Source organism: Kangiella sp. (genome assembly GCF_048265365.1).
Lineage (GTDB): Bacteria > Pseudomonadota > Gammaproteobacteria > Enterobacterales > Kangiellaceae > Kangiella.
The window spans coordinates 1,330,848-1,350,345 of sequence record NZ_JBLXBT010000001.1 but is presented as its reverse complement, the minus strand read 5'-3'; the positions used below and the strand labels follow the sequence as shown (position 1 = coordinate 1,350,345).

Here is a 19,498-nt window from a genome sequence, read left to right as displayed (position 1 = left end):
CACTGCGACAAATTGTCGCACTCTTTAAGAGCAAGTATTCAGAGAGAGGACATACATGATGTAAGGACAACTCATGAGTTATCCCTACAAACTTCACCAACACCTAAACTCAAACCCAACATAAACATTTCGGCCATCACCAAACCCTCTCATATTCGACTTGCCACTAATGCGCTAACGCATTGATTTTACAGATATTTCTTACACAACATACCGCTTTCTCTTATAGCAAAAAAGTCGAAGTCGCCTATCATGTGCAAGAGGCAGTCGTTCTATCAAGACTGCCTCTTCAATTATGGATTATTTAACAAGGAGTTACACTATGACACCATTTAGCAAATGGATAGTACCATCCTTTATCCTCCTTTTTAGTAGCACCCTATTCGCTTCTGAAAAGTATGACGGCTTAGTTCCCGTCGATGAAAATGGTAATGTCCAAGAATACCTGGAAACAGGTTCCTCTCTTACACTCGCCGCTTCTGGCTTAGAGAAAAATCGATTGTATGAAGTCAGACTCGGTATCGATACTGAGTATGTCGAGGACTATAGAGAAGCAGTCAGTTTCGCCCGCGTTAGCACCAATGCACGCGGTGAAATCCCTAACTTTATTTTGTGGTATCACACCGGGGTTGTCGGCTGTTCTTATCGCTCAAAACAGGAGTTAGAACAACCCTTTGCTTTTCGTAGCTTCGAAGAAGCTCGCGAAAAACTGGCAGGACGTAAGCTAGCGGTGAGCCTACACGAAGTTGAACGCGACGAATCAGGAAAGATTCCGCCGATGAAGCTCAGAGTTGGTAAGCCCATTCAGCAACTTCACCTTCCGGTCATTCAAGACAAAAGACCACTCGTCTACCCATCCGACCGCGAAGCTTGCTTACACAACAGTATGCACAGCCAAAAGCAGGATCTGTTTATCTCAGGCAGCAATTTCGAGCCTGGCGAAAAACTACGGGTATCACTAGTTCCCAACCAACGCCGTTGGACAGAAGGTGATCTGGTTAACGACATCACCGGCGAATTCAGTGCCGCAGCTGCCGAATGGGTTGAAGCTGATGGCAATGGTAACTTTACCGTTCGCAGCTGGGATCGAGAGCTACAACGTCGCGGCGCATACGACATCATCGTCCAGCGCGAAGATCGCGAACTCGACTATGATCGTTTAGATCTGACAGACCGCGTGTCGTACGGACAAGACACCGCCTTTGTGCTCTATCTCTACTACCCTCCGGGTGGCCCATTGATGGACATTGCAGGTCGTCAACTAACAGGCGGATTCCCCTACTTTGAATTTGCCGACTCATTCGCCGATCAAAATGACGACGTCTGGGGCGCGGTTGACCCAACCTATGTTCAGGCAGGCCATGCTGGCGGTAATTACGCAGCTTATTATGTTGTTGATCACAGAAGCACACCGCAATGGGATCCCGGCATGGGCGGTTCGACAAATCTGGTTGATGTTTCCGGCGGCATAGAAATTATGCGCGTTAAATCCGGTTGCATTAACGGTACCGACACCATTATCTGGCACGCACCGCTGAACGAAGGCGAATATGATGTGGTGGTTGATTTCGGTTCGACAGTTGCCATGAGCCCGGGGGATTATGTATCAGACAACAACTACGATAGTAGTGTTGATTTCCTTGATGGCTCTACGCAAATTGGTTTTATCGTAGCCGATGATCCATACGACTTAGGCAACTACGCCATTGGTGAATTCGAATACAGTTTCGATGACTATTTTGCCACTATGGGCAATGCATCCGATGTCGACTTACGCGCTATCGTTCGCTATCCAGCAACAGTGGCCGGCACCAACACGCCAGTAGCCGCAGGTCAGCATCCGATCTTCCTGATCCAACATGGTAACCACCGCGTGTGTGAAATATCAGTTCCACAACCACATCACGTCAATTGCCCGGTTAACCAACGGACGCCAAACCATGAAGGCTATATGCGCTTACTCGAAACCTTGGCCAGTAATGGCGTCATCGCAGTATCCATTGATGCATTCGATCTAAGCGGTTGGGTACCACAGTGGATTCCGGAGCGTGGCGAGTTAATCTTAAGCCATATTGAGCTTTGGTCACACATGAACAACGGCGCGACCTTCCCAAGCTATCCTGACCCAAGTTCGGGCCTATTCAGCAACCATGTGGATATGAACAAAATTGCCGTCAGCGGTCACTCGCGTGGTGGCGAAGCGTCGGTTTCAGCCTATGTGCAAAATACGGCCTTTAACATTGTCGCAGTATCCTCCATTGCACCAACTGATCGTTATGACTTCAGCAACCCGCTCTACACCTTGGGTGACATCCCATACTTTGTCATGCTACCCGCAGCAGATGGCGATGTGTCGGATTTGCGAGGCATTCGTCTGTATGACCGAGCTGGAAGCACCGTCAGCGACAACACCGTTAAAAGTGGTTTCCATCTGTATGGCGCAAACCACAACTTCTTTAATACGGTGTGGGCATCGCACGGCGATGATGCTTCAGCAGCAAGGCCACAGTACATTCCAGCAGCACAGCAACAACGAATTGGCGAAGCTTATCTCGCTGCCTTTAACCTGATTCACTTAAAAGGCGAATCAGTCTATCAAGACATGTTGCGCGGAAACTTAAGCTTCCCATCAACCGCTGGCGTAAATAACTATCACTTCCACCATGAAAAGATTCACCAAAAGGTCGAAGCAGGTTCAGACAATACCAGCAGCTCTTCTGGCGTGGTTAAGTCATCCGTCAATGGCCCATCAATCCACACCACGCAAGCGCTGCAAGCAGCCTGGAACGCAAGCTCTGCCACCATGGAATATTCGATTCCAGCAGCTCAGCAAGACGTATCCGGCTACGAAGTCCTATCCTTCCGGGTCGCTATGACCAACGCAGGCACTAACCCTGTCTCAGGAACCCAAGACTTCTATGTAGAGCTCGTCAGTGGCGCCAACCAACGCTCGACACACGCCGCGAACTTTGACCCGATTCCAGTGCCTTATGATCGCCCAGGAACCGATTACAATGTCATGACCACAGTCAGAATTCCGCTGCACTCATTCATCGTGAACAACTCCAATGTCGACCTAACTGACATTGACGTTATTCGATTCAAATTTACCAATCCATCACAAGGAGAGATCTATGTGGACGATATTGAATTCTCACGCTAAGAGCTTACTAGCAGGGATAGCTTTAAGTCTTATCGCCGCGACCAGCATCGCTGCCGGCGACAGCCCAGACAAAAGACCCGAACCTGCCAAAGGCAAAAGCGCCATAATGATCAAAACGGCACAAGTTGTTAAGCTCGACGCCAAACAACAAGCCAACATTTATGGCAAAAGCTCAGTACGCAAACTCAAACAAGACGACTTGGTGATCAAAGTGGAAACACAAGAACCCGTCAACTTGTACCTGTCCAGTTCACCCATCATCACCGTGAACGGCAAAGAAGTACTGACCAAGTTTGAGCCACACCAAGCAACCACCTTCTACGCCTTCGTAGACAAAGAAATGCTGCAAAAAGGCACAAACTCAATCGACATGATCTGGCCTGATATGCCACCAAGCGCCGAAACAAAAAACAGGCGCCCGCAATATCAGCTAGAGATTAAATAACCTCAACCCAACAAAAAGCCCGCTCAGAAGCGGGCTTTTTTACGGTACTGAAACTTGCGAGCTGACACAGTAGTTAGAAAAGAGTCAAGTCAGTGTTTATGGAAAATATGTGGAAAGAAAATAAACAGGCACAAAAAAAGACGCTTGTTAGCGTCTTTTTGAGATATGGCGGAGAGGGTGGGATTTGAACCCACGGTGGGCTACAAACCCACGCCGGTTTTCAAGACCGGTGCATTCAGCCGCTCTGCCACCTCTCCGAATTGCGCGAAATAATACCGTAACCACTGATTAGAAGGAAGTCCTTTTTTAAAAAAAATCTACTTTTTGGCTTATTTAACTAAGATTTAAACAATTCGTTTATTATTTAAGCAACAACGACTGCCTGAAAGCTAGTTTTTACTTAAGGTAAGCATTTGTAGAAGAGTTTATGCCTATACTGACCTATTGAGATACTTTTAATTTATAGCTATTTAGCATTATTGATTGACACTAAATTGCTATAAAGTAGAATCTCTGGGAGAAAATATGGAAATTTATTCCGAAATAGGCCCTAGATGAACTGTATATATAAGCTATCAAAATTAAATTTGCTGCTTGGTGAAGAGCAATTATCAGAACTTCTTCAAATTAACGTTAAAACTTTAAGAAATTGGTTAAAGGAAGAAACAGTTCCCAAAGAAGGAACTGTAAGTGCCAAGCTTGATCAAATTTACTTGAGCATCAAGCTACCTCCCCTTGATCACAGCTCTGGATTCACTTTTATTGATTTATTTGCTGGTATCGGCGGCATAAGAAGGGGTTTTGAACAAGCAGGTGGAGAGTGTGTTTTTACTTCCGAGTGGGATAGATTTTCGCAGAAAACCTATAAAGCAAATTTCAAAGATGCTCATCCAATAGTTGGGGATATTACAAAGGTAGATACCTCATTGATTCCTGACCACGATGTGTTACTTGCAGGATTTCCATGTCAGCCATTTTCACTGGCAGGTGTTTCAAAAAAGAACTCTCTAGGTAGGCTTCACGGTTTTGAATGCAACACTCAGGGAACTTTATTTTTCGATGTTGAACGCATTATTGATGCCAAGAGACCAAAAGCATTCTTACTAGAGAATGTCAAAAACTTGACTAGTCATGACAAAGGTAGAACATTCGAAATTATAAAGAGAACATTAACTGAAAAGCTTGGTTATAAAATCTTTTGTAAAGTAATTGATGCTAATGGGTTCGTCCCCCAACATCGGCAAAGGATATTTATCGTCGGCTTCAGGGATGATGTAGCTTTCACATGGGATGACTTTAATCATCCGGGCAAGGGCTCTGTGCTAATGAAAGATATATTACACACTGAAGATGGAACAGAGCAACCTGAACCACCTTATACTTATGGCAAGAAGGCAACTGTGGAGCAGAATTTTATTATAAGTACAAAACTCTGGGAATATCTCAAAGCTTATAAGAAGAAGCATGAAGAAAAAGGTAATGGCTTTGGTTATGGAATAGTGACTGCAAATGATACTAGCCGAACTCTCTCTGCGCGATACCACAAGGATGGTGCTGAAATATTAGTTTCAAGGGGCCAAGGTAACAACCCAAGAAGATTAACCCCAAGAGAGTGCGCCAGACTGATGGGGTATCCTGATAGCTTTCAGATCCCGGTATCAAATACACAAGCATACAGGCAGTTCGGTAACTCAGTAGTTACTCCAGTAATAAGTGAAATAGCAAGAATAATGAAGCCTCACATAGTAAGTTTAGTTGAAGCTGATCCAAGTACTGTCAAAGAAACTAGTGCCATATGGTTGACCGCCTGACAAAGAAACAACGAAGTTTAAATATGGCCTTGATTAAGTCAAAAGATACGAAGCCAGAAATAATTGTAAGAAAGTACCTTCACACAAAAGGTTTCAGATTTAGGCTTCACAGTAATACACTACCTGGGAAACCAGATATAGTTTTATCTAAATGGAAAACCGTTATTTTCGTTAATGGGTGTTTTTGGCATAGACACAAAGGCTGTAAGTACTCATATACGCCAAAATCGAACACAGACTTCTGGCTGAAGAAATTCAAAGAAAATGTAAAAAGAGATCAAAAGAATTACGATGCTCTATATGCCCAAGGGTGGAAAATAATAATTGTTTGGGAGTGTGAGGTTAAAAGTGATAACTTTACAAAATGGCTAGCCGACAGGGTAATAAATTAATGTCTGATTTTGGAAAATTAAATGACTATATCATTGGAGCTTCAATAAAAAAACTGAGTGCTGTTGAGTGTGATCAACGTAGTTCAAACCAACATGAGCTAAACGGCACAAAACAGATGGCTCAATACTTAGGAAAAGACCGGATCACATACCCAGCTAGCTTCATCAGACTGGAAGACGAAGAGGAAAAAATTGAATTTCTTCAGGGCTCAGTGACTTGGTACGATGCCAGAGAAAGCCACCCTACTCGCTCTGAATATAGATTCTATTATCAAGAAAACCCTGCAATAGCACTTTCTTCGGCCGGTGATGCACTGGTAGTTATCTTAAAGAAAGACGGTGAAATCATATTTGTCTCAGCACCAGAAGGCTCTCAATCAGAAATAGAGCTTAACGAGCTTTTTGATGAATCAATAACAGACAGTTTTAAGTCATTTGATTTTACTGAAAACAACGAAGAGCTTACTATTACCAAAAGATTTATCCTTGAAGAAGTTGGGTTTGAACTCAACGCTAATTTTGGTAAAGACTACTTGGAAATTATAGAAAGTAAATTTGGATCGTTAGCCTTTCCAACAACAAAAGAATTTTCACAGTTAGCTCGCGATACATCTGGCGAGTTAGCAGACTTTGAAAACGTTGATGAGGCCATTATCAATTGGTGGGATACCGAAGAAGCAATGTTTAAGCAGTTAGAGGCCACTATAATAAATGATAGACTTAAAACAGGCTTCCAAGATGCAGATGAGTTTTTAAGCTTCTCTCAAAGCATCAGACAAAGACGGTATGCTAGGGCAGGAAGAGCTTTAGAAAACCACCTTGCGTGCTTATTTGAAACATCTAAAATAAATTTCTCATGGGGGCAAAAAACAGAAAATAACAAAACACCAGATTTCATTTTTCCCAATATTGAAAGTTATAAAGACCCTGGTTTCAGTAGTGATAAACTGACAATGTTAGGAGTTAAAACAACCTGCAAGGATAGATGGAGGCAAGTACTTACTGAGGCAGATCGAATCAATGAAAAGCACCTTTTCACTTTACAGCCTCGGATATCGACCAATCAAACGAATGAAATGCAGGATTTCAACTTACAACTCGTCGTTCCCAAAGCTATAAAAGATACCTACACAAATAATCAGCAAAATTGGTTATGGGATTTAGAGCATCTAGTGGCTCATTTAAGCTCTCTTCAATAAAATTTAACACAGAAGTTTCAGCCAAGTCCTCTTACTAATTTGGGCTATCATGTTACAACTTGATATGACTTTAGTAAGCTATAACTCAAAATTAGTTAATTAAAATGTTCTTGCTTACACAGTAATCTTGATGACGGGAAAATAGCCCCTCATTAGAAGGGCTTTCTCCTTTAAAAGTAAGTAATATTATCTTGGAGCTTCTGCTTTGCTATTAAATTGTTCAGCTGCTTTGATTGAGTTTTTTGCTAACTCAACACCAGCATTATGGTAATGGTAACCAGAGCATAAACCCTTCTTTATGGATTTCGCACTACAGTTGTGGCCGCCGTTACTATCAGTTCGACCACTGTGCCCATAGGACATTGATGCTGCCAATGATAAAACTAACCCTACTATTATTTTGATTTTCATACCCACTCCTTTTTGTTGTGAACTGAATCACACTACTCTCAACTAACTCTTTAAGCAATAGGAAGGTCTTTTTTAGTCAGTTTCTGCTCTACTTAAATTGAGGTGGTCAACTGGGATAAGCTTGAAATACGCAAAGTCTAACGCACTAAAATACTTTAGTTTGTAAAATAAATCCGCAATTGGAAATACCTCGACCATTTTTAAATTAATCTTGGGATGGACTATATATTTGTGACTTAAAAACTCAGGCTTTTTTATACCGTTATATAGTTTGCTGATACTTATCAGTTGTCTTAGTCGTTTGTCTAATTCATCAAGCCAACCTTTATGTTTAATTAGATAAGACTCAATAGCATCTTCTTCTACATTCTTTTTGTCGGTTACAAAAGTAAAAAAGAAATCCCTGCCAGATACATTAATTCGGCCTTTAAACCTATGGTCGTTAAGGTGGACTTCAAATTCTGGAAGATGCTCAATTAGGTATATAAAATTCTCATAGTGGGGTATGAAACTTAAGTACAAGTCTTTGCACTCAGCCTGAAACTGCTGAAGTTCAGTTTGTCGCTCTAATGCTGCTGACGACTTTCTAAACTGCTCACGTGCTTCTTTTAGTTCTTTTCGCTGCAGCGCTAAAGTGTCATAGAGCAGAATCACACCAGCAAGGGCCACTAACGGACTTACAATGCCTCCAACAAAACCACCGAAATTAGCAAAGAATGGCTCTTTGCTAATAATATAAATAACAAACAAGACAAGCATTAACCCGACTATAGAAATAAAAATAACTTTTTTGTTTGTGTGAGTTTTATTGACTTCGCACTGACTACATAAATTCAAGTTTGAATTAGGTTGTAATTCATTATCGCAATCACCGTTAGAACAGATATTATTTTTCATTTTATTCTTGGATTTGTTTACTTGTCCCAACTATCTACAATAAGGCACAGCCTGTCAATTTTGCAAAGCGATCTTGATTAATGGTGCGCCGAGTGGTACGCAGAGAGAAAACTAGAGGTTCAAAGGAAATTATAAGCTTGTAACATATTGATTTAATTGGTCGGAGCGAGAGGATTTGAACCTCCGACCCCTTGCACCCCATGCAAGTGCGCTACCAAGCTGCGCCACGCTCCGACTAGCATTTTCATTTAGGCAATGAAAAATGCGGTGCCAATAGTACCGCATTTCCTTAATTTTGCAATGATTTGTTTAGCTTATTCTCAGCGGGGTTTAGGCGGCTAAGAATTGCTTGAGTTTTTCGAGCTCTTCGATTAACTCATCGATTTGCGCTTTGTTGACTGGAGCTTCTTCGCCGTTGCTTTCGCTGAGGCATTGTCTTGCTCCGCCTATCGTGTAGCCGTGTTCGTATAGTAGCGAACGGATTTGGCGTACGATGAGGACGTCGTCGCGTTGGTAGTAACGACGGTTACCACGACGCACCGGATCAAGTTGGTCGAACTCTTGTTCCCAATAGCGTAGAACGTGTGGTTTTACTGCGCAAAGGTCGCTTACTTCCCCAATAGTAAAGTAGCGTTTGCCGGGGATTGCCGGCAATTCGTTATTGTTGCTCGGTTCCAACATAGTCGGCGACTTTTCCTCTTAATTTTTGTCCAGGCTTGAAGGTCACTACGCGTCGCGCGCTGATTGGAACTTCTTCTCCGGTTTTCGGGTTACGTCCAGGCCGTTGTGCCTTGTCCCTGAGTTCAAAGTTTCCGAAACCGGAAAGTTTGACGTTATATCCATCTTCCAGGGCATCACGGATCTGCTCGAAAAACGCTTCTACGATTTCTTTGGACTCACGTTTGTTAAGCCCTAGTTCTTCGTACAAACGTTCTGCCATGTCAGCTTTAGTCAGTGCCATAATATATCCCCTTTGATTCCAGTCGAAGCCGTTAGTTTCTTAACGCCGCTCCATATTGCTCAGCAAGTCCAGACACTACTTTTTCGACCACAGCGTTGATTTCTGCGTCTTCGAGTGTCTTGTCCGGATGACGGAGTGTCATGGCCAATGCAATACTTTTCTTGCCTGGTTCCAAGTGCTCACCCTTGTATATATCAAAAATATGGGCGTCTGTCAGTAAATTCCCACCATTTTTTACAATAAAATCAAGTAATTCGCCGCCATTCACAGAATCTGCTACAACTAGCGCAAGATCGCGTCGGATCGACGGGAACTTGGATAATGGCTTAAATTCGGGCAATTGACGCTCAGAGAGCGGCGCTAGGTCCATCTGGAACACAAATGCGTCCATATCCAGGTCGATTTCCTGCTGTACCTGTGGGTGGATTTTACCGATATAACCGACTGCATGGCCGTCGACGCTAATCTCGGCTGCCTGGCCCGGATGGAGGATATCCATGTGCAGGGTATCGAAGTCGTATGACTTGTTGGTCGCTTGCAATAAGGCTTCTACGTCGCCTTTCAGGTCGTAGAAATCAACCTTCACGCCATCAGTGTTCCAGCTTTCCTTATTACGCAGGCCGCAGACCAAACCGGCGATGGTTGGGATCTGTTGCAGCGTGTCGCCGGAGTTGATGAAGCGCAAACCGAGTTCGAAGATGCGGATGCGGTTCTGTTGGCGGTTGATGTTGAATTTTGCGGTTTGCACCAGGCCCGGCAATAAATTGGTGCGCATGACCGCCATTTCGCTGGAAATCGGATTCATCAGCGGTAATGGCTCAATGCCCGGGTGTAGTTGCAATTGGAATTCTGGTTCAACGAAGCTGTAGGTGATGACTTCCTGATAGCCGCGCTTGACCAGTACATCGCGCATGTCGTTTTTCCAGACGCGGTTTTCTGGCTGGTCGAACATGGCCATTTCGGCTTGTGGCTTGCGGCTCGGTAGCTTGTTGTAGCCGTAAACGCGCACCAGCTCTTCAATCAGGCTCTCTTCGTTGTCGATGTCGAAGCGGAAGCTCGGTACCACCACGTCCCAACCGTCTTCGTTAGCGGTCAGCTTGAGGCCCAGGCGCTTTAAAATGTCCTGTACCTGATCATCAGCGAATGGGAAGCCCACAACGCGCTCGATGCGTTGACGACGCAAACGCAGATGGCGCTTGCTTGGCATGGCATCATGATCAACTGCTTCAATGATGTCGCCCGGCTGGCCGCCGACGATGTCTAGCAGTAGCTCAGTAGCGCGCTCTATGGCGGTACGCTGCAATTCAAAATCCACGCCACGCTCGTAGCGGTGCGATGCGTCAGTGTGCAGGCCGTATTGGCGCGCACGACCGGCAATCGCAATCGGGTCGAAGTAAGCGCTTTCGAGGAAGATGTTATCAGTTTGGCTGTTGATACCTGAATGTTCGCCACCCATCACGCCAGCAATGGCCAATGGCTTGTTATGGTCTGCAATTAATAGAGTGTCGTCAGTCAGTTCGACTTCCTGGCCGTCTAACAAAGTGAGTTTCTCGCCCTGCTTCGCCATGCGAACGTCGATGCCGCCTTCGATTTGTTTAAGATCGAACGCGTGCATTGGGTGACCGAGTTCCAGCAACACAAAGTTAGTCACATCAACCACCGGATCAATCGCACGAACGCCTGAACGCTCGATGTATTTAACCATCCAGTCAGGCGTTTTGGCCTGTGGGTTGATGCCCTTAATGACACGACCAAGATAACGTGGGCAGGCTTGCGGTGCCGATAGTTTAATTGGTAGCGTGTCGCTGATTTCAGGAGCCAATGCTTTAGGTTTATGCTCTGTGACCGCGGTTTGAGTCAATACACCGACTTCACGCGCAATACCACGAACGCCCAGGCAATCGCCTCGGTTCGGCGTCAAGTCCACTTCAATAACATGGTCGTTGAGCTCGAAATAATCTTTTAGGTCCTGGCCTAGCGGTGCTTGGCTATCCAGTTCAACAATGCCGTCGCCGTCTTCACCAATCTCAAGTTCAGTTGTAGAACACAACATGCCTTGTGATTCGATGCCGCGTAGCTTTGCTTTTTTGATTTTGAAGTCGCCCGGTAATACCGCACCAATCATGGCGACCGCGACTTTGATGCCTGCGCGTGCGTTTGGCGCACCACAGATAATTTGTAGGTCTTCGTCGCTGGCTGAACCGACCGATACTTTGCAGACACGCAGTTTATCGGCGTCTGGGTGTTGTTCGGCTTCGACGATTTCGCCGACCACAACGCCGGAGAATTTATTGCCCAGGTATTCAAATCCATCAACTTCCAGGCCAGCCATTGTTAATTTTTCTACTAACTCTTGAGTAGAAATTTCAGGGTTTACCCACTCTCGTAACCACTTTTCGCTGAATTTCATGCTCTAAACCTATTAGTTGAATTGTTTTAGGAAGTTTAAGTCGTTTTCGAAGAATAACCGCAGGTCGTTCACGCCATAACGCAACATGGTGAGACGCTCGACGCCCATACCGAAGGCGAAGCCGGTGTATTTTTCGCTGTCGATACCCACAGCTTCGAGTACTTTCGGGTGGACCATACCGCAGCCTAGAATTTCGAGCCAGCCGGTGTGGCTGCATACGCGACAACCGTCGCCATTACACATTACGCACTGAATATCGACTTCTGCCGAAGGTTCGGTGAATGGGAAGTAGGACGGACGGAATCTAACGGCCAGATCTTTCTCGAAGAAATGCTTCAGAAACTCGTCCAGAATGCCTTTCAGATCAACGAAAGTAGTGCTTTCGTCAATCAATAAACCTTCCACCTGATGGAACATTGGGGTGTGCGTTAAATCTGAGTCACAACGATAAACACGACCCGGTGCAATGATTCTGAATGGCGGCTTCTGCTCTTCCATCACGCGAATCTGTACCGGCGAAGTATGGGTACGCAATAAACGCTCGGCATCGATATAGAATGTGTCGTGCATGGCGCGCGCTGGATGATGCTCAGGGATGTTCAGCGCGGTGAAGTTATGGAAGTTGTCTTCCACTTCAGGGCCTTCTTCTACCGAGAAGCCCATTTGCGCAAAATAGGATTCAATTCTTTCTAAGGTGCGATTAACCGGATGAACCCCGCCGTCCTGGATATTGCGACCAGGCAGCGTGACGTCAATTGTTTCGCCTGCTAGTTTTTTGGCGATCTCAGCGTCTTTAATGGATTTTTGCTTCGCTTCGATAATGGCGAAGACTTCTTTTTTCGCTTCGTTTACACGGGCACCAAACTTTGGCTTTTCTTCCGGTGGAAGTTTGGCCATTTGTTGCATTTGAGCTGTTATCAGGCCTTTTTTACCGACGAAGCGGGCTTTTACCTGCTCTAGCTCCGGTAAACTTTGAACCGCTGAAATCTCTTGCTCAGCCTGCGAAATAATCTCTTGTAAACTGGAGTCCTGTTGACTCGTACCCTGTGTATCGACCATGAGAATTCTCGTTGTTTAATACTATATTTATAAAGATTCTATTTATAAAAACTCTATTTAAAAATAGCCTCTAATTGAAAATGCATAAAAAAAGGAAGAGCATCTCTGCCCTTCCTTTTTACTTCAATCGCTTGTCACCCGAGGGCGACTAAAATACTCTTCTCGTTAAAGAACAGTTATCAGCTTATTAAGCTTCAAGGACAGATTTAGCCTGGTCTGCAAAAGCAGCAAAAGCTACTTTATCAAAAACCGCTAATTCTGCTAGCATTTTACGATCAACTTCAATGTTTGATTTCTTCAAACCATTGATAAAGCGGCTGTACGACAAACCGTGTACACGAGCTTCAGCATTGATACGAGCAATCCATAAAGCACGGAATTGACGTTTACGCTGACGACGGTCACGATATGCATATTGACCAGCTTTGATAACAGCTTGTTTAGCTACACGGTATACACGACTACGTGCACCATAATAACCTTTAGCTTGCTTTAAGATCTTCTTGTGACGCGCATGGGCAGTCACACCACGTTTTACTCTTGGCATCTCTTAATCCTCACCTTAACCGTTTGGCAACATACGATCGATTGAACGTGTGTCAGCAGCATCAACTAACTTAGCATGACGTAAATGACGCTTACGCTTCGTTGATTTCTTGGTCAGGATGTGACGCAAGTGTGATTGTTTGTGCTTGTAACGGCCAGAAGCAGTTTTCTTGAAACGCTTCGATGCACCGCGGTCAGTTTTCATCTTTGGCATAATAAAATACTCGCATTGTTACCCGTCATGGCCATTGCTTTTAAGTTGTGCAATCGTTTGAGCGCATGACTAGTTATAAAAACGGACAGCTCAGTGGTTACACCATGCTGCCCAACCTATGAAAAGTGTAAGTGCTCTTGCGAGACTCTTCTTACTTACCTTTTCTTTTTGGGGCCAATCACCATCGTCATTTGACGACCTTCCATTGAAGGGCGGTGTTCAACTGCTCCATATTCTTCCAAGTCTTTTTCGACACGCTTCAACAACTCCATTCCGAGTTCTTGGTGCGCCATCTCACGACCACGGAAGCGAACAGTTACTTTCGCCTTGTCCCCGTCTTCCAGGAAACGTATCAGGTTGCGTAGTTTTACCTGATAATCTCCTATGTCCGTCCCTGGGCGAAACTTAATTTCTTTCACGTGAGTTACTTTTTGTTTTTTCTTAGCAGCTGCTTTCGCTTTCTTCTGCTCAAAAAGGAACTTACCGAAATCCATCACTTTACAAACTGGAGGATCCGCATCTGGCGAAACTTCCACTAAGTCCTGGTTAGCTTCTTTCGCTTGAGCCAGGGCTTCTTTGATTCCTACTACGCCGACGTTTTCACCGGTGGCGTCTATCAGGCGAACTTCTTTCACCCGGATGTCTTCGTTTATGCGCTGTCTATCGGAGCGCTTATCACCTTTTCTGATGGTAATTTTCCTCTTTAATTATTGCCTAGTCAGCCTTTCTGGCTCGCTTCGCAACTTCTGCTTCTAGCAACTCAGCAAAGGCTTCAATACTCATGCTACCTAAGTCTTCCCCATCACGAGTACGGACTGCAACATGGTTATTTTCGACTTCTCTATCACCGACCACTAACAAGAATGGCACGCGTGCTAGAGTCTGCTCGCGAATTTTAAAGCCGATCTTCTCATTTCTCAAGTCCGAATTCACTCTAAAACCTTTATTTTTCAAGGATTCGACCACTTTTTGGCAAAAATCGGCCTGTTTGTCGGTAATATTCATGACAACAGCCTGAGTTGGCGCCAACCAAGCAGGGAATTTTCCAGCGAATTCTTCGATCAAAATACCGATAAATCGTTCAAGTGACCCCAAAATGGCTCGGTGCAACATCACCGGAGTTTCGCGCTCGCCACTTTCCGCCACATATTCTGCGTCTAAGCGACCCGGCATTGAGAAGTCGACTTGAATAGTACCACATTGCCAGTGTCGCTCGAGACAATCTTTTAGCGTGAACTCAAGTTTCGGCCCATAGAAGGCACCTTCGCCTGGCTGGTATTCAAATTGGATGTCATTGGCTTTCAGTGCATCGGCCAGTGCTGCTTCGGCTTTGTCCCACTCTTGATCAGTGCCGACGCGTTTTTCTGGACGGGTTGAAAGCTTGACGATAACGTCGGTGAAACCAAAGTCTGCATAAACGTCATAAAGCATTGCGATGAATTTGGACACTTCTTCCTGAATTTGATCTTCAGTACAGAAGATATGCGCATCGTCCTGCACGAAGTTACGCAAACGCATGATGCCGTGCAAGGCACCTGACGGTTCATTACGGTGGCAAGAGCCGAACTCGGCCATACGTAATGGCAGGTCACGGTAGCTTTTCAGGCCAACGTTGAAAATCTGGACGTGGCATGGGCAGTTCATTGGCTTAATCGCATAATCACGCTCGTCTGATTTGAGCGTAAACATGTCGTCGCCGAACTTGTCCCAGTGGCCTGATTTTTCCCACAAGCTGCGGTCAACCATTTGAGGCGTTTTCACTTCCTGATAATCGTGTTCTTTCAAACGCTCGCGAATGTATTGCTCAAGCGTTTTATAAATGGTCCAGCCTTTGTCGTGCCAGAAAATCATGCCCGGCGCTTCTTCCTGAATATGGAACAGGTCCAAAGCTTTGGCGATTTTACGGTGGTCACGCTTCTCCGCTTCTTCCAAGCGGTGCAAGTAGGCTTTCAATTCTTTCTTGTTAGTCCAGGCTGTACCGTAGATACGTTGCAGCATGGCGTTGTTCGAATCGCCGCGCCAGTAGGCACCGGCAACTTTCATCAACTTGAAGGCTTTCAGTTTCGACGTGGCAGGTACGTGTGGGCCACGGCACAGGTCGATAAAATCGCCCTGGCGATACAAGGATAAGGTTTCGTTCTGCGGAATCGACTCGATGATTTCAGCTTTGTACTCTTCACCCATATTGCGGAAAAAAGCCACTGCTTCGTCACGGCCCATTTCTGTGCGCTCGACCTGCAAGTTTTCTTTGGTGATTTTTTCCATCTCTTTTTCGATGGCGCGCAAGTCGTCTTCAGAAAACGGCTTTTCAGTCGCGAAATCATAGTAAAAGCCATTATCAATTACTGGCCCGATGGTAACTTGGACATTATCAAACAAACGCTGTACCGCCTGCGCTAACAAGTGGGCGGTTGAGTGACGAATCACTTCCAGGCCGTCTTCATCGCGCTCGGTGATGATTGCTAAATTCGCATCGTTTTCGATAACAAAGCTGGTGTCTACCATCAGACCATTCACTTTGCCAGCTAATGCAGCTTTGGCTAATCCGGGACCTATGTCGTTTGCAACGTCATAAACTGAAACTGCGTGGTCAAACTCACGCTTACTTCCATCAGGTAATGTAATTACAGGCATTTTTACTCTCTCTTTCGAATATAGCCCCTACGAATGGGCTATTATTCAATCGGTTTGTTAATTGTAGTAAACGACAGCAATTCTTAGGGTCTCTTAACCTTAAAAACACAGTCGCAAAAAACACCCGTCAACCTGGGTTATGAGGCTGATTAAGGTGTTAATGTGAAATTATCGGGGAACCCGACGAATATATACAATAGGATATAGCAAAAAGCCCTGTAAAACATCAGGTTTTATGGATATTCTTATCATTTTTAAAGCTGTTTAAGGAAATTACCGCTATGAGTTATGCAACCGCTCAATGCCTGTGTGGAAAAACAGGAATCAGCGCCCCCAATCTGGGCGAAAGTATTGGTGCCTGCCATTGTGTGATGTGCCGCACTTGGTCCGGTGGCCCTATGCTTGGCGTCGATGGTGGCGAAGGATTAATTCTCGAGAACGAAGCACATATCAGTGTCTACAGCTCCTCCGAGTGGGCCGAGCGCGGATTTTGTAATGTCTGTGGAACTCATCTGTTTTATCGCCTGGTCGATAGCGATAAGTATTACATTCCCGTCGGGCTGTTTGCCGACAACGACAAGTTCCATTTTGATGAACAGATTTATGTTGAGCAAAAGCCGCATTACTATGATTTCGCCAACAAGACCAAAATGATGACCGGCGATGAAGTGGTGTCAGAGTTTGAGGAACAAAGTCCTGAGCAAACGCCGGATGATTTGAAGAGTTACCCTTAGAGTTGGATAGGTACTTCGGAGAGTCGAAAAGCTTAGAGCAGATTCCCTAAAGGGACTTCCTTTGTTCCCTGAATTACCCACGGATGGTTTGGTGAATATTTCTAGAAAGAGCAGATCCTGATTTTCATCAGGATGACATGCTTGTGGGGTTGAGTTGCAATTCTGATAGCTTATTCGGCCTCATGTACCTTGTGCAAAGATAAGGAGCAATACAGGAAATCAATATTTATCTTAATCTTTTCTAACTAGCTACAATGGAAACTAATCATCTAATAGATAACAATCATCCTTCCGACATGTCATCCTGATGAAAATCAGGATCTGCTCTTTTCTTTTGATCACAATAATATTTTAGGGTTGAAACCTATTAACTTCGAACTTATTTCAGCTAATCTGATTTAAATTTCAAAAATCATCGCAAGTATACGGCAGTAAAAGGATTTACTATGAAAGAATATTACGTCTATATCATGGCATCAAAAAGAGATGGTGTTATTTATATCGGTGTAACTGGGAATCTTGTTCAGCGTGTCTATCAACACCGCGAAGGAATTATTGACGGTTTTAGTAAACAATATAAAACTAAGCGACTTGTTTATTTTGAAACTTCATCCGACATAGAGTCTTGCATTGAACGTGAAAAGCAATTGAAAGCTTGGAGGCGACAATGGAAGAAAGAGCTGATTGAGAAAGCAAATCCTCAGTGGGAGGACTTGTGGAGCAGTATTGCTTCTTAGTTTTTAGCGAAGTTATGTTCAAGCCTGAAGGAAAGAGCAGATTCTGAATTAAATTCAGAATGACAAGTTTGTGTGTTTGGTACTAACTCTGATAGCTCATTCAGCCTCATATACCTTGTACTAATGAAAGAATCTATTCAAGAAATCAATATTTACCTTAATGTTTTTCTAAATAGAAACGAATTCAAACTACTCATCTAACAAATAACAATCTTCCTTTCGACATGTCATCCTGACAACAGTCAGGCGACCAAAGGAAGTACCTTTAGGTAATCTGCTCTTTCCTCATAATGATGACTAAAAACTAAATCAACTCACTCAAGGCTGAGTAGATTAACTTACAGCCGAGCCCAAAAAGCAGCACATAAATAATATTAAGGAAGGTTTTTTGTGGTAAATGGCCCTGTAGCCATTTTCCTAACGCCACGCCGATTAATGCGACGGGGATCAGGAGTGCGCCTTGCCATAGGATTTGTTTGTTGAATTGCTCTAGGGCGATGTAGGGATAGAGTTTGAACAGGTTGATGGCGGCGAAGAAGTAGACTGCGGTGGCGAGGAATTCTGTGCGCGATAGTTTTTGTTTGAGCAGGAACATGTTAAGTGGTGGGCCGCCGGCATGGGCGAGGAAGCTGGTGAAGCCTGCGCTGGCTCCGGCGACGGCTCCCAAAACGGCATTGGGTTTATGTTGCTGTTCTTTTTTATTTTGGTTGGGCCATAGTTGAATCACGACAAAGGCGATAGCTATAACGCCTAAAAGCAATCGTATCCAGTCTTCGGATAACTGATCAGCAGTGGCATAACCAATGGCTACGCCTATAAGAGAGGCTGGGATCAGTGCGATTAATAATTTCCGGTTGTATTGGCCCCACCAGAGTTTGACGCTGAAGCCATCCATGATAATCAGCAATGGCAACATCAGGGCGATGGCTTGTAAAGGGGGCATAACCAACGACAACAGCGGCACGGCAACCGCGCCTGCACCACCTGCAAATCCGGATTTGGAGATGCCTGTGATGAGTACTGCGATTACCGCAATGCTCCAGAATAGAATTAACTCCATCAACGATTGTCCTTATGATTACAGCTTAGTCCAGGGGCGCCATATCAAAAATCAACACTTCAGCTTTGTCGCCATTGGCAAGCTCGATGGTTGCGCCAGCTTCAAAACCAACACCATCACCTTGGTTGAGATCCTGGCCATTAACCTGCAGGCTACCGCGCGCTACATGTAACCATGCTTTGCGTTGTGCTGACAACTGATGCGATGCTGATTCTGCACCATCAAAAAGACCTGCATACATATCCACATCCTGCCCAATGGTCACCGAACCATCGCGACCATTCTGCGAGGCGACTAGTTTTAGCTGGCCACGCTTCTCATCCTCACTAAAGGCTTTTTGCTCATAACTGGGTTCTGTGCCCTGCTCCGCTGGTAAAAACCAGATTTGCAGAAAGCCTGTGGTGTTTTCCTGATCATGATTAAATTCACTGTGGGTAACACCTGTTCCGGCGGACATGCGTTGCACTTCGCCGGGGCGAATCACGCCGTCATTGCCCATGCTGTCTTTGTGCGCCAAAGCACCTTCCAGAACATAGGAGACGATTTCCATATTCTGGTGTCCGTGGGTTTGAAAACCGGCACCGGCTCTAACTCTATCATCGTTAATCACCCGCAAGCTTTCGTAACCCATAAATTTCGGATCGTAATAATGCCCGAAGGAAAAGGTGTGCGAGGTGTTCAGCCAACCGAAGTCAAAGTTACCACGCTCATTAGCTCGACGAATTAACATAACAAACTCCTTACATTGGGTTTACAGGAGTCAGTTTAGGCCTTGCCAGAAATAACCTCAACGCATAGAAACTGATATCAGATATGCTCTCGTTG

At 44.8% G+C, this 19,498-nt stretch carries 19 protein-coding genes and 2 tRNA genes; 7 read left to right on the top strand and 14 right to left on the bottom strand.

Annotation, left to right across the window (positions count from 1 at the left end):
- The first annotated feature begins 322 nt into the window (after positions 1–322).
- Positions 323–3,163 (top strand): hypothetical protein, encoded by a 2,841-nt coding sequence (locus ACN0VI_RS06295; protein WP_417446158.1) that lies wholly within the window; start codon positions 323–325, stop codon positions 3,161–3,163.
- The gene (locus tag ACN0VI_RS06290) at positions 3,135–3,608 is read left to right on the top strand and encodes a hypothetical protein (protein ID WP_417446157.1); all 474 of its coding nucleotides are present in this window, start codon (positions 3,135–3,137) and stop codon (positions 3,606–3,608) included. Before ACN0VI_RS06295 ends, ACN0VI_RS06290 begins: the two co-directional genes overlap by 29 nt.
- A 166-nt stretch (positions 3,609–3,774) precedes the next feature.
- Here the strand turns inward: ACN0VI_RS06290 and ACN0VI_RS06285 are convergent.
- Positions 3,775–3,865, bottom strand: a tRNA-Ser gene (locus ACN0VI_RS06285).
- A 297-nt stretch (positions 3,866–4,162) separates the two neighbouring features.
- On the opposite strand from ACN0VI_RS06285, the gene dcm reads away from it, so the two are divergent.
- The 3 genes from dcm to ACN0VI_RS06270 are packed head-to-tail and all read left to right on the top strand — an operon-like array spanning position 4,163 to position 7,010.
- Positions 4,163–5,419: a DNA (cytosine-5-)-methyltransferase gene (gene dcm / locus ACN0VI_RS06280; protein ID WP_417446156.1), complete on the top strand. Its 1,257-nt coding sequence runs from the start codon at positions 4,163–4,165 to the stop codon at positions 5,417–5,419.
- The gene (locus ACN0VI_RS06275; protein ID WP_417446155.1) at positions 5,404–5,811 is read left to right on the top strand and encodes a very short patch repair endonuclease; all 408 of its coding nucleotides are present in this window, start codon (positions 5,404–5,406) and stop codon (positions 5,809–5,811) included. Before dcm ends, ACN0VI_RS06275 begins: the two co-directional genes overlap by 16 nt.
- Positions 5,811–7,010, top strand: coding sequence for a type II restriction endonuclease (locus ACN0VI_RS06270; RefSeq protein ID WP_417446154.1), 1,200 nt, complete (start codon positions 5,811–5,813; stop codon positions 7,008–7,010). Before ACN0VI_RS06275 ends, ACN0VI_RS06270 begins: the two co-directional genes overlap by 1 nt.
- A gap of 186 nt (positions 7,011–7,196) precedes the next feature.
- On the opposite strand, the gene ACN0VI_RS06265 is transcribed toward ACN0VI_RS06270, so the two are convergent.
- The 11 genes from ACN0VI_RS06265 to thrS form a co-directional block, all read right to left on the bottom strand.
- On the bottom strand, positions 7,197–7,421 hold the full coding sequence (locus ACN0VI_RS06265) for a YHYH domain-containing protein (RefSeq protein ID WP_417446153.1): 225 nt from the start codon (positions 7,419–7,421) through the stop codon (positions 7,197–7,199).
- Between the two features lie 72 nt (positions 7,422–7,493).
- Positions 7,494–8,318, bottom strand: coding sequence for a hypothetical protein (locus ACN0VI_RS06260; protein ID WP_417446152.1), 825 nt, complete (start codon positions 8,316–8,318; stop codon positions 7,494–7,496).
- A 157-nt stretch (positions 8,319–8,475) separates the two neighbouring features.
- Positions 8,476–8,552 (bottom strand) — tRNA-Pro (locus ACN0VI_RS06255).
- A gap of 96 nt (positions 8,553–8,648) precedes the next feature.
- Positions 8,649–8,999, bottom strand: coding sequence for a MerR family transcriptional regulator (locus ACN0VI_RS06250; protein ID WP_015780726.1), 351 nt, complete (start codon positions 8,997–8,999; stop codon positions 8,649–8,651).
- On the bottom strand, positions 8,977–9,279 hold the full coding sequence (locus ACN0VI_RS06245; protein WP_015780727.1) for an integration host factor subunit alpha: 303 nt from the start codon (positions 9,277–9,279) through the stop codon (positions 8,977–8,979). The genes ACN0VI_RS06250 and ACN0VI_RS06245 overlap by 23 nt, the downstream gene beginning before the upstream one ends.
- A 31-nt stretch (positions 9,280–9,310) precedes the next feature.
- A complete protein-coding gene (gene pheT, locus ACN0VI_RS06240; protein ID WP_417446151.1) occupies positions 9,311–11,689 on the bottom strand; it encodes a phenylalanine--tRNA ligase subunit beta in 2,379 nt (792 codons plus the stop codon).
- A gap of 12 nt (positions 11,690–11,701) precedes the next feature.
- Positions 11,702–12,748, bottom strand: coding sequence for a phenylalanine--tRNA ligase subunit alpha (pheS, locus tag ACN0VI_RS06235; RefSeq protein WP_417446150.1), 1,047 nt, complete (start codon positions 12,746–12,748; stop codon positions 11,702–11,704).
- Between the two features lie 187 nt (positions 12,749–12,935).
- Positions 12,936–13,295, bottom strand: a complete 360-nt coding sequence (gene rplT / locus ACN0VI_RS06230) for a 50S ribosomal protein L20 (RefSeq protein WP_015780730.1) — start codon at positions 13,293–13,295, stop codon at positions 12,936–12,938.
- 15 nt (positions 13,296–13,310) lie between these two features.
- Entirely contained in the window at positions 13,311–13,508 is a 198-nt protein-coding gene (rpmI, locus tag ACN0VI_RS06225; RefSeq protein ID WP_015780731.1) for a 50S ribosomal protein L35, read from the bottom strand.
- 155 nt (positions 13,509–13,663) lie between these two features.
- Complete coding sequence (gene infC, locus ACN0VI_RS06220; RefSeq protein WP_331889798.1) at positions 13,664–14,197, bottom strand: translation initiation factor IF-3; 534 nt, start codon at positions 14,195–14,197, stop codon at positions 13,664–13,666.
- A gap of 25 nt (positions 14,198–14,222) precedes the next feature.
- Positions 14,223–16,142, bottom strand: coding sequence for a threonine--tRNA ligase (gene thrS / locus ACN0VI_RS06215; RefSeq protein ID WP_417446149.1), 1,920 nt, complete (start codon positions 16,140–16,142; stop codon positions 14,223–14,225).
- Positions 16,143–16,423: 281 nt separating this feature from the next.
- Here thrS and ACN0VI_RS06210 point away from each other — a divergent pair, with 281 nt between their 5' ends.
- Both ACN0VI_RS06210 and ACN0VI_RS06205 read left to right on the top strand, forming a co-directional pair.
- On the top strand, positions 16,424–16,876 hold the full coding sequence (locus ACN0VI_RS06210) for a GFA family protein (RefSeq protein WP_417446148.1): 453 nt from the start codon (positions 16,424–16,426) through the stop codon (positions 16,874–16,876).
- Between the two features lie 446 nt (positions 16,877–17,322).
- Entirely contained in the window at positions 17,323–17,613 is a 291-nt protein-coding gene (locus ACN0VI_RS06205; RefSeq protein ID WP_417446147.1) for a GIY-YIG nuclease family protein, read from the top strand.
- Between the two features lie 304 nt (positions 17,614–17,917).
- Here ACN0VI_RS06205 and ACN0VI_RS06200 read toward each other — a convergent pair whose 3' ends face one another.
- Both ACN0VI_RS06200 and ACN0VI_RS06195 read right to left on the bottom strand, forming a co-directional pair.
- Entirely contained in the window at positions 17,918–18,673 is a 756-nt protein-coding gene (locus ACN0VI_RS06200) for a sulfite exporter TauE/SafE family protein (RefSeq protein WP_417446146.1), read from the bottom strand.
- A 25-nt stretch (positions 18,674–18,698) separates the two neighbouring features.
- Positions 18,699–19,403: a pirin family protein gene (locus tag ACN0VI_RS06195; protein WP_417446145.1), complete on the bottom strand. Its 705-nt coding sequence runs from the start codon at positions 19,401–19,403 to the stop codon at positions 18,699–18,701.
- Positions 19,404–19,498 lie beyond the last annotated feature (95 nt).